We start from the raw sequence: 10,479 nt of genomic DNA on the forward strand, positions 1-10,479 counted from the left end.
GGAGGTGGCCGGGGACCGGGACGGCGCCGAAGCACTGGCCCGGCAGGCCGCCGACCACGGCAAACCCCACGCCCTGCTGCGCCTGGCCGAGATGCGGTTGGTGGCCGGGGACCGGGACGGTGCCGAAGCCCTCTACCAGCAGGCGGCCGACCACGGCAGCACTATCGCCCTGCTGAACCTGGCCGTGATGCGGGAGAAGGCCGGGGACCGGGACGGCGCCGAAGCACTGGCCCGGCAGGCCGCCGACCACGGCGAACCCCACGCCCTGCTGTGCCTGGCCGAGATGCGGGAGGTGGCCGGGGACCGGGACGGCGCCGAAGCACTGGCCCGGCAGGCCGCCGACCACGGCAAACCCCACGCCCTGCTGCGCCTGGCCGAGATGCGGGAGGTGGCCGGGGACCGGGACGGTGCCGAAGCCCTCTACCAGCAGGCGGCCGACCACGGCAGCACTATCGCCCTGCTGAACCTGGCCGTGATGCGGGAGAAGGCCGGGGACCGGGACGGCGCCGAAGCACTGGCCCGGCAGGCCGCCGACCACGGCATCACCGACGCCTTGTACAGGCTGGCCGTGATGCGGGAGGAGGCCGGGGACCGGGACGGCGCCGAAGCACTGGCCCGGCAGGCCGCCGACCACGGCACCACCGACGCCTTGTACCGCCTGGCCGTGATGCGGGAGAAGGCCGGGGACCGGGACGGTGCCGAAGCCCTCTACCAGCAGGCCGCCGACCACGGCAGAGCCGGCGCCTTGTACAGCCTGGCCGTGATGCGGGAGAAGGCCGGGGACCGGGACGGCGCCGAAGCACTGGCCCGGCAGGCCGCCGACCACGGCACCACCGACGCCTTGTACAGCCTGGCCGTGATGCGGGAGGAGGCCGGGGACCGGGACGGCGCCGAAGCACTGGCCCGGCAGGCCGCCGACCACGGCACCACCGACGCCTTGTACCGCCTGGCCGAAGAGCCTGGAATCTTCACCAGGCTGTGGCCGCATGGTCTGGACCCAGATGGCACACCCACACCTCCATGGCGAGCGCCCGGGTCGATTGAGCGGAACGGACACCTACCGCCGGGCACGTCGTAGGGATATCGCCGTTTGCGGCTGGTGACAGAGTTCTTACCGGCACCCCGTCATCGCATCTGCGTGGTCGATCGGCCGGCGGCGTCCGCCGGAGTGCGGGGGCAGGGCACCGTGAGCCCCAGGTCGAGGCGCTTGTCCATGTCCAGCCGGAACGTGCCGTACGGGTTGACGTTCGACCAGAACAGCGCGGTCAGGCCGCGCCGGTCCTCGTCGCTCAGCTTCTTCGCCCACGCGGGTTCGGCCAGGACCTGCTGCACCAACAGGGTGTTGACGTGCACGAGCGCGGACTGGAGCAGGTGCAGGGCGAGCATCGACGTCTCGGCATGCTCCTTGTCCGGGCCGGTGAGGGCGCCGTCCTTGCCGTAGTGCAGCACGGTGTTCGCGCTGTTCCAGTTCTCCACGACCTGGAGGCCCCCGTGGATCTCCCGGCGCAGGCCGGGGCTGGCGAGGTAGTCGCAGGCGAAGACCGTGCGCACGGCGCGGCCGAGTTCTTCGAGCGCGGCGTAGGTGGGGTGCTTGGGGCCACCGCGGGTGAAGCGCCGCAGCACCTGCTCCGCCTCCGCCGTGCCGAGGCGGAGCGCGGTCGCGTACTTCACCATCTGGTCGTACTGCTGCTCGATCAACTCCCAGCGGATCGGTCTCGTCAGCGAGCCGCCGAGCGCCGGCCAGCCCGGCGGGGCGTCGTCCGGGCGGTACAGGCGGATGCTGCCGATGTTCTTCAGCCGCGGCAGCAACCGGAAGTTCAGCAGCTCAGTGAATGCGAACCCGACCACCGAGGCACCGTGGGTGTCGACGTACTGGGACTCGATCTCGGCGTCCGTGCAGTGCCGCAGCAGGCCCTCGATCATCGCCGCGACCTCGGACGACGAACAGGACTTGAGCTGGGAGTAGATGCAGACGTTCTTCCGCTCGACGTGCCAGTAGATCATCACGCCGTTGCCGCCGTAGCGGGCGTGGTACTCGGTCATGAAGTTCGAGGACCAGGACCCGAACTTCTTCGAGTCCGACGCGCACGCGGTGCCCTGCCCCCACCAGTCGGCGTCCCGGGCCGCGAAGGTGCCGTTCACCAGGCGGGTGACGGCCGCGCGGAGGTTGTCGACGGTGATGAAGTGCCGACGGACGTGCCGCAGGGCCGCCTCGCTCTCGCCGTGCTCGCCGGTCGCCGGTGAGGAAGTCGGAGTTCTTCAGCACGTCCAGGAGGTCCAGGACGCCCCACCGTCGTACGACCTCGTCCTTGAGGGCCTGGAGACCGGTGGGCTCGTCCAGCGGCTCCAGCTTCGGCACGGTGATCCATGGCTCGCCCTTGCGGGTGGTGACCTTCACACCGCCCGCCGAGCCGTCCGCGAGCGCCGCCGAGAGCCCGTCCAAGGCCGTGGTCATGCGCTTCTTCAGGTCCGCGATGAACGCCCGCGGGTTCAGCGGCTGGCGGATCGCGGCGTAGTGCACCGCGCGGGTGGCCTCGAAGTCGCCGGGCAGATCATCCTCCGGATTGCACCAGCGGGCCGCGCCCTCCACGTAGATCTCGCGGCGGCGGATCGCGTCCCGCAGCGCCACCAGCACGCACAGCTCGTACGGGATGCGCTCGATGCGGCCCCTGTCGTCGACGACCGCCTCGCGCCAGTCCTTGCGCACCACGCCATCCATCGGCACCACGTCGGCGGTGTCGTAGAAGCGGGTCTTGCCGTCGACGCCGGCGTACTTGGCCAGCAGCGCGAGCGCGTCCATCACCGGCCGGTAGGCGGTGTTGTCGCACCGGAAGCCCAACGTGTTCAGCAGCGGCGGCAGCATCTGCCGGTAGTACGAGCTGTACGACGACCGGAGCGTGGTGCGGACCTTGGCCTTGAACACCTTCTCGTTCGCCTTCGCCTCGGCCACCAGCTCCCGCAGCGTCTTCTCACCCACCACAGGGAACAGGGCCCGGCGTACGACCTCGTCGGGCTTGTCGACAGCGGCCGTCGCCAGCTTGAAGAGAATGCCCTCCTTGCCGCGGACCTTTTTCAGCTCGGCGGTGAGCTGCTTCTCCACCCGGCGCTCGGCGCGGGCGTTGATCTTGTGGACCAGGGCGACCAGCAGCTCGACCAGGGCGTCGGTGATCTCCGCCTGCCGCGACCAGCACAGCGCCGCGAGGAGCGTGATCCGCACGCCCTCCGCCGTGTCGCGGAAGTCCGAGGGGTACATCTTGATCGCCCGCGCACGCCAGGCGGCCACCAGCTTCTCCGAGCAATCCGCGAACAACCCGTCGGGCAGCCCGAGCTTGCGTACGTCGTTGAGCTTGGTGATCTCGGTGAGCAGGGAGTCCAGGCCGACCGCGCCCGGGTCGCGCTTGAGCGCGGCCAGCAGGGCGGTACCCGCCTCGTTGTCCTCGGCCACCAGGGACAGCAGCCGGGCGGTGCCCGTCTCGCCCAGGCGCTCGATGACGCGGGCGCAGAACGTCGCCTCCCACCGGCCCCGGGCCGCGACCAGGATCTTCTCGACACGAGTCCGGCCCGGCGGCTCGATCTTCCGTGCCCGATACTCGACCAGCAGGGCATCGCGCTGCCGGTCCTCCACCAGCTCGACCGGGCACACCTCCGCGGCCAGCCACCTGGTGAGTGCCTCCTCATCCGCGAGCGTCGCCGGCCGGAACCCGAGCGCCTCACGGATCTGCCTGCGATGCCGCTTCGCGCCCGCCAGGTCGTACTTCGCAAGCTCGGCGGCCGGGACCTTCACCAGCCCGGCGACGTACTCCACCGCGGGCTGCGGAAACTCCTCGACGAACTCCGGGAAACGGGCCTCGATCTCGAAGAACTTGAGCATGAGGCAGAAGCCCAGGCGGGTCGGCCCCGACTTGTTCGCGACCAGCTCCCAGTCACCATCCACCAGGGTCCAGCACGCCACCACGTCCTCTGGTGACCACTCCTGCCGCACACCAGCCCCCTCGCCGTCGGACCTCACGGGTGTTCACCCACTAGGCTCAACGAGAGCCCAGGGAGCCGGGAAACGGCGCGGGCGGATCTCCGAGGAGCTACCGGCGGGTTACTTGTTCCCCGGTGTCTGCGCTAGGAGTTCGGGGCCGTCACCGGGCGTTCCCCTCGGCCATCTTCTGGCCCAGCTCGAAGGCGACGTCCTGGGTGCTACGCATCAGGGCGGCCATCGCCTGCGGGTCGCACCGCAGCATCACCCGATGCCGGTACGCCTGGGTGATCTCGCGGACGCGGATGAGGTCGTCAAGGTCAAGGGCGTTGAACTCCTCCTCGAACTGGGAGAGGTCGCCGGGGAACCCCCAGATGGCGGAAGACACCCTCGGTCGAACCCACGGGATATCGCACACACGGATCTCCGCTGTCCTGGGCCTGGCCCCGGTGCGGGCCGCGGCCGGATGCTCGGCCACGTACCGGCGGGCGGGGCTGGGACAGCTACTCGGCCGGCACCACATCGCGGCAGCAGCTGCTCCCCCTCGGCCGCGGCCGGGCGGTGCGGTCTCCTCGCGCGCCCGTCATGCGCGACGGGGGGAGTACGGCGGCCGGCCCCACTCCGGCTGGGGCGGACTGCGGCCCGGCGGCCACCGCCCCCTCCCCTCGCCGCTGCCGTCTTTCCCAGCGCGAAGCACCCGTCAGTCGCGAGCGCTGCGGGCCACGGAGGATTACGGAGCTGGGGCGCCCCTCGGGACGGCCCGCGCTGGACGTTCGGTGACGGTCCGCCAGGGCCCGCTCCGGCCTCTACGCTGGGTGGATGGACACGCGGCTCGATGACCTCCTGGAGACGCTCACGCTGGCGGACCGGCTGGAGCTGGTCCGCCGGGTGCGGGTGGGTTCCCTGTGGAGGCCCGGCGCCGGCTGCGGGGCTCGTACCCTGACGACGGCCTGGAGGTGGAGGAGGGGGGAGCGGAGCCGGCGGACTACTGCGTCCCGTATGACGTGCGGGCCGGGGCGCTGGGCCGGGTGACGCGGGTTCGGTCGTATGTCACGCCGTTTCCCTACGGCGTCCTCTTCGACAGCGGTGTCGGGCTGAGCCTCGCCGCGGACGACATCGTCCGCGTCACCGAGCGGCCGTCCGAGAGGGAACGGGACCGGGACGATGCGCTCTGGCACATCCCGCCCGACGAAATGTTCACCACGTACTGCTCGCGGTGGATCGAGGGGGTGAGCCGGGCGTGCCCGCAGCTCCGCCACCATCGCGGCCGGTGCGGGCTGCCGCCGAGGTAGCAGTCCGCTGCTGCGGCACGGACGCAGTGTCCGTCACAGCCATCGCCGTCATGGATGGTGCAGGTGTAGCGGTGCACCCGATCGCCCCCACGCCTCCGTTGTCACGCAGAAAGTTCTCCGTCTCCGTCTTCTTTCGGAACACGTGAGCGATGGACGGCGGTCGTCACTGGACGAGGGTGCCGGCGGCCTGGGTCAGCAGGCGCTCCCATGTACGGGTGGAGCTGCCGTGCTGCTTGGCCAGGGCAGCAGCGAGGTGTGAGCGAGGGGTACTCGCCGATGCGGTAAGAGCGGTGAGAGCTTCTGCGGCGATGTACAGGCGGGGGTCGCCTTCGTAGGCGTGGGCCTTGGTGGGGCCGCTTTTACCTGGGGGGCGTCCGCCGCCCTGCCCTTGGCGGGGAGGGGCGTCTCGACGGGTCTCAATGTCCTGGCGGGTCCAGAGGCGGAGGCTGTAGACGGTTGTGCCTCGGGGGAGGTAGCTCTGGCCGGCGTAGGCGCGGACGGTGCCGGGTGTCACTCCAAGCAGGGCTGCGGCTTCCTCGTCGTTGAGCAGGTCGTCGGGGTGCGGCTCGGAGGGCAGTGGGGGGATGGGCTGTCCGTTGAGGAAGGCGTGCGCCTGGGCCTGGTCGTAGACAAGTACGCGGCTGTCGAAGAGCGCGGGCACGCGCTGCCGGAAGCCGGGTGCGTCACGGCGTCTCCAGGTGGCGAGCGGGACACCTGCCTGCTGGGCGATGTCCCGCTCGTTGATCACGGGGCGGTTGCGGGGGATCACGGGGTTTCCTTGGGGCTGTCGGTTGCTGACGTGCCTTGTAGGCTGGTGGCTGCTTCCCTGCGCCGGCGTCATGTCGGTCGTGGAGATGCTGGTCAAGGGCCGGTGGTGTGCCGGGCCGCTCGTGAGCGGCTCTCCGCCGGCCCTTTCGCTGTCCGCTGCCGCCAGCGCTGGACCTCGCGCGGGCTGCGGAGCCTGACGACCTCGACGCCCAGGTTGGCGGTCTCGGCCACCTGCTGGGCGTAGCGGGGCCGGTTGGCGCGGTACTTGCGGACGGCGGTGCGCAGCAGGGACCGGCGGGCGAAGAACGCCGCGGACCACGTGAGGCGCCTGGCCTGTGCGCTGTCCTCGCGGCCGGCCAGCTGGCGAAGGCTGCGGCGGACGATCCGGTACAGGATCAGGGGCAGCGGGAAGTCGAGCCAGATCAGGGTGTCGGCCCGGTGCCAGACGACGTCCGCGAGCTTGGAGAAGTTTCCTTCGACAATCCATCCGTCGGTGGCGGTGATCTCCGCAGCCTGCCGGCGGAATTCCTCAAGCGGTAGCGGCCCCTCGGGGGTGAACAGGATGTCGTCGAGGTCGGTGTGGGGTTTGTTGAGTTCCGTGGAGAGCCAGCGGGCGAGCGTCGTTTTTCCCGTGGCGGGTGGCCCGAACAGTGCGACCCGTCGCAAGTGTGCCTCATCTCTACAGGGGATTGACAGAATAAACCTTACAGCAACTCGGTCCATCGATATCGAGATTCAGGCGGCCCGTGATCGGATGCCGCCGGAGGCGGCTCCTTGGCCCCGCAGGGGCGGGCCCGCGCCCGAAGGGCGCTTCAGGGGGCCCGGCGCGCAGCGCCTGCCCGGAGGGCAGAAAAGAGCCGCCCGTGGCCGAAGGCCACTCAGGGGGCGGCGTTTCCCCTGAGTCCGCCCCGCGCCCGAAGGGCGCTTGAAGGGGCGGACGTCAGCCGCTTGCGGCTGTCCTTTCGCGCGCGCCCGCCCCCCTCATGATCATCATGAGGGGGGCGGGCCGGGGAGGCGGCAGGGGGCCGGACCCGGTGGCCGGGTCCGGCCCTGCGGTTCTACAGGCGGGGGAACAAGGCTCGTGCGGCCTGCGGGTGGCGGTGGAGCATCCGCAGGAAGTCGCCCTGGAACGCCGCTCGCCCGGCGGTCTCGGCGGGGCTCATGTCGCCCACCCCCTTCTTGGTCTTGACGATCACTCCGTCCATGATGCTGATTCCCGCGCCTCCCAGGTCGCTGAACACGTTGGTACGCAGATGCAGGAACACCTGCCCGTCCTGCTCGGCGATCGTCACCGCGTAGGCGAGATCGGCCAGCGGGTAGATGTACGCCTTCCGCGACCGCTCCACGGGCTCGGACAGAAGCTCGGGGCGCAGTCCCCGGAGGTAGTGCGCGAGCGTCGCCCGGGTCGCCGCCCGCAGCGGTACATCAATGTCCTGCGGGTCGAACTCCCGGACCGTGGGCCGCCGCCACATCCCGGCCGTGCCGGTGGTGCAGACGCGCATGATCTCGTCGTACATCCGCCGCAACTTGCGGTGAACGTAGGCCAGATCGGCGGGCAGATCCGGGCTGGCCAGGCTCTCCCAGCCCTCCGTAAGCCGGAACTGCGCCGTCGCGGTCGCCGTGTGGGTGGAGAGCGCCGGTACGGGCTCCAGTACCCGCAGGGCGTCGCCGTCCACGACGTCCGCGCTGATCAGCGCTCCCAGAACGGACGCCTCCTCGACGATGCGGCGGGACCGTACGGGGGAGAGCCGCCCCGCCCGCACCGCCCGCGCCTCGACGGCCGTGCGCTCCGCCTGTGTGCGTCCCACCATGTGGGCGTGGAACCGCTTCTCGCCCTGGATGGACTCGCGGTCGACGGTGTGCGGGTCGTAGCTCCACGAGACGACCGGGCTCAGCTCGTAGGCGCGGCAGTGCTCCGCGAACCGGGCCGCGATGACTCCCAGCGCCCTGCCGAACTCCGGCGAGTGGTCGTGCAGCCCCGGCCGGGCCGTGACTCCGGCAGACATGAGCATCAGCTCGTACAGGGCGTGCGGGCTGCGCTTGTCGGTGAGGGCGTACGCCTCGTCGGCCGACATGTTGATGTGGGCGTGCACGTTGGTCCAGCCGTAGACGTCGTGGACGGTGCCCATGCGCCTGAGGCCGTTCACGTACCCCGGGAACCCCTTCGCCGGAAGCGAGTCCACAACAGGTATGTCCCTGCGTCGATTCTCCAGAGCGGCGGGGAGCAACTGACGGGTCATTGGGTCTTCCTTCCCTCGATGCTGGTCGCCGGTCGGGGTGTGCCGCCCCTTCCGACAAGACAAACTTTACAGCATTTCGGCTCGCAAGTCATCTAAAACCCCAGGTCAGAGCCTGTTTATTGGCGAGGACGGTGGGGAGTGGCGGCAGGGGAGCACAGCAAAGGGCGGTGATGGCCGGCCCGGTGCGCGCAGCTTGCTGCGCAGGGCCAGCCACCAGGCCGGTGAACGCGCCGAAGGCGCCCGGCCTGGCGTCCCGCGCTCGCGCGGGATGGTCTGGCGGTGAACGCGCCGAAGGCGCCCGCCAGACCACCCCGGAGGGCCGCCAGGCCCTCCGGGGCGTCCCCGCCCGACCTGTGCTCCCCTGCCGCCACCCCCCCACCGGACCCAGAGCACTGAGCCCTACCAACCACAGGCCGAGGCGGCCTTACAGCACGCCGATGAGGGCGTTGTCCTCCCACTGGTCGACGACTTCGCGGTACCCGGCGAGCACCTTGGAATGTGGGCCCATCCGCCCTGTTTGGCGATGACGATCTGGTCGTGGCCCTTCAGGGAGGACGTGGCGATGGGCTGGCTGCTGGCGTTCGTCGCCTACAAACCCGCCGCCGCGATCATCTACGGGGCGGCTTTCTCGCAGTTCTCCACCAACGATGACGGACGCCTCATCAACCAGCTGCTGCGCGGTCTGGACGCGCACGCGCTGGATCTGACCGGGCTGCTCGCCGAGCGGCGCCGGTTCCTGGCCCAGGTGGGGCACCGGCTTACCGCGCAGTCGCTGGACCGGCGCGAGCCGCAGCGCCGTCATCCGATCCTGCTGACGGTCCTGGCGCAGTCGGCCGCCGATGTGCTGGACGAGGTGATCGGTCTGTTCGACCAGGCGGTCTCGGCCCGGGAGAGCCGGGCGCGGACCAAAATGCGCGACGCGCTGGCAGCGCGGGCCGCTGCCTACCGCCGCAAGATTGCCCGGCAGCTCAACAAGGGCGAATCCCTTCACTCCCTGCGCCGGGACCTGCATACGCCCACCAGGGCAAAATCCGTGAACGGTTCCTGGCCGGGCAGAGCGAGCAGGCATGGTGCCTGAACGTGCTGACCAACTCGGTGGTGACTTGGACGAGCGAGTACTACGGCCTGGCCATCGCCCAGATGCGCGCCGAGGACCGGGCGGTGGACGACGGACTCCTCGCACACAGCGAGAACGTCAACTACCACGGCACGATCAACGTCGAGATCGACACCGAACTCGCCAAGCTCGACCCGGTCGGCTACCGGCCGCTGCTGGCCCGCCGCCGTAAACGGCCCTGAACGCCATCAACACTCCTTCGTGCCGGGGTCTCTGTACGCAAAAGAGGTTCATGGCCGGGGAGTTACTGCCATCGTGGTGACAGAAACGGACAACCGACGCGGTGGGAGCGGCATGGGACAGAACATCAGATGGGCGGTGGCGGGGCTGGCGACGGCCGCGGCGTTCGTCGTACCGGCATGGTTGTGCGGGGCGGTCGTACTGCCGCCCCTGCTGGACGATTCCGCGGTCCGCTGGTCACTGGCCTCCGCCCTCGGCGCGGTACTGAGCTCGCTGACCGTCCTGTGGGGCCACGGCTTCGCCACCCGGACCCCCGCGCCGGGGCCTCCTCCCCCGGCACCCGATCCGACTCCCAGCCGGTCGGTGCAGGTCACGACTGAACGCTCGGTGGCCATCGGCGGGGACAACCAGGGCTCGATTTCCACCGGCGACACCAACCCCACCACCGCCCCTGTGCAGCCCGCTGCCGGACCCAACCCCACCCCAACCCCGGACACGTTGTCCGTGTCCAGGAACCGTTCGATCACCATCGACGGAAACAACTCCGGCACGCTGTCCACCGGTGACCAGAGCGCCGGCGGCCAGCCCGGGGGCGCCCACCCGTGAAATGGCCGTTCAGACGGGCCGGTACGCAGCCGGAACCTCCTGCCACCGGACCCGGGCCCCAGGTGGAGGCGAGCGCCGAGCGGGCCGCCGTCATCGGGAGGGACAACTACGGTCCCGTGCTGACTGGGGACAACTCCCGGGCGGTGACCTTGCCCGCCGAGGCGCTGCGGCCCCCGGCCGAGGTGGCGGCCCCGGCCGGGCTGGACAACCTGGTGGTGCACCCGGGCCTGTTCGTCGGCCGTGGGAGTGAACTGGACCGCCTCGATGCCGCGCTCGCCACTTCCGGCGGGGCCGTCGTCCAGGCCGTGC

At 70.6% G+C, this 10,479-nt stretch carries 10 protein-coding genes and 2 pseudogenes; 6 read left to right on the forward strand and 6 right to left on the reverse strand.

Annotation, left to right across the window (positions count from 1 at the left end):
* Window positions 1-1,078, forward strand: a 1,078-nt coding sequence (locus AB0389_RS30950; protein ID WP_366398836.1) for a tetratricopeptide repeat protein, incomplete at its 5' end; no start/stop codon positions are given.
* A 47-nt stretch (window positions 1,079-1,125) separates the two neighbouring features.
* On the opposite strand, the gene AB0389_RS30955 is transcribed toward AB0389_RS30950, so the two are convergent.
* From AB0389_RS30955 to AB0389_RS30965, 3 genes and pseudogenes are all read right to left on the reverse strand, one after another.
* Window positions 1,126-2,205 (reverse strand): transposase, encoded by a 1,080-nt coding sequence (locus AB0389_RS30955; protein WP_366398844.1) that lies wholly within the window; start codon window positions 2,203-2,205, stop codon window positions 1,126-1,128.
* A gap of 1,384 nt (window positions 2,206-3,589) precedes the next feature.
* Window positions 3,590-4,009: pseudogene (locus AB0389_RS30960) on the reverse strand (DUF4158 domain-containing protein); the annotation flags it as partial.
* 121 nt (window positions 4,010-4,130) lie between these two features.
* Window positions 4,131-4,355 (reverse strand): hypothetical protein, encoded by a 225-nt coding sequence (locus AB0389_RS30965; protein WP_366398837.1) that lies wholly within the window; start codon window positions 4,353-4,355, stop codon window positions 4,131-4,133.
* 517 nt (window positions 4,356-4,872) lie between these two features.
* Here AB0389_RS30965 and AB0389_RS30970 point away from each other — a divergent pair.
* Window positions 4,873-5,259, forward strand: a complete 387-nt coding sequence (locus AB0389_RS30970) for a hypothetical protein (RefSeq protein WP_366398838.1) — start codon at window positions 4,873-4,875, stop codon at window positions 5,257-5,259.
* Window positions 5,260-5,422: 163 nt separating this feature from the next.
* On the opposite strand, the gene AB0389_RS30975 is transcribed toward AB0389_RS30970, so the two are convergent.
* From AB0389_RS30975 to AB0389_RS30985, 3 genes are all read right to left on the reverse strand, one after another.
* Complete coding sequence (locus tag AB0389_RS30975; protein ID WP_366398839.1) at window positions 5,423-6,028, reverse strand: DNA-binding protein; 606 nt, start codon at window positions 6,026-6,028, stop codon at window positions 5,423-5,425.
* Window positions 6,029-6,120: 92 nt separating this feature from the next.
* On the reverse strand, window positions 6,121-6,693 hold the full coding sequence (locus AB0389_RS30980) for an adenylate kinase (protein WP_366398840.1): 573 nt from the start codon (window positions 6,691-6,693) through the stop codon (window positions 6,121-6,123).
* A gap of 392 nt (window positions 6,694-7,085) precedes the next feature.
* Entirely contained in the window at window positions 7,086-8,267 is a 1,182-nt protein-coding gene (locus AB0389_RS30985) for a hypothetical protein (RefSeq protein WP_366398841.1), read from the reverse strand.
* A gap of 523 nt (window positions 8,268-8,790) precedes the next feature.
* Between AB0389_RS30985 and AB0389_RS30990 the strand changes: the two genes are divergently transcribed.
* From AB0389_RS30990 to AB0389_RS31005, 4 genes and pseudogenes are all read left to right on the forward strand, one after another.
* A complete protein-coding gene (locus AB0389_RS30990) occupies window positions 8,791-9,345 on the forward strand; it encodes a hypothetical protein (protein ID WP_366398842.1) in 555 nt (184 codons plus the stop codon).
* Window positions 9,312-9,566, forward strand: coding sequence for a hypothetical protein (locus AB0389_RS30995; RefSeq protein WP_366398845.1), 255 nt, complete (start codon window positions 9,312-9,314; stop codon window positions 9,564-9,566). The genes AB0389_RS30990 and AB0389_RS30995 overlap by 34 nt, the downstream gene beginning before the upstream one ends.
* 112 nt (window positions 9,567-9,678) lie before the next feature.
* Window positions 9,679-10,170, forward strand: coding sequence for a hypothetical protein (locus AB0389_RS31000; RefSeq protein WP_366398843.1), 492 nt, complete (start codon window positions 9,679-9,681; stop codon window positions 10,168-10,170).
* Window positions 10,171-10,232: 62 nt separating this feature from the next.
* Window positions 10,233-10,479 (forward strand): annotated as a pseudogene (locus AB0389_RS31005) (tetratricopeptide repeat protein); the annotation flags it as partial.

The organism is Streptomyces sp. NPDC093109, assembly GCF_040701725.1.
Lineage (GTDB): Bacteria > Actinomycetota > Actinomycetes > Streptomycetales > Streptomycetaceae > Streptomyces.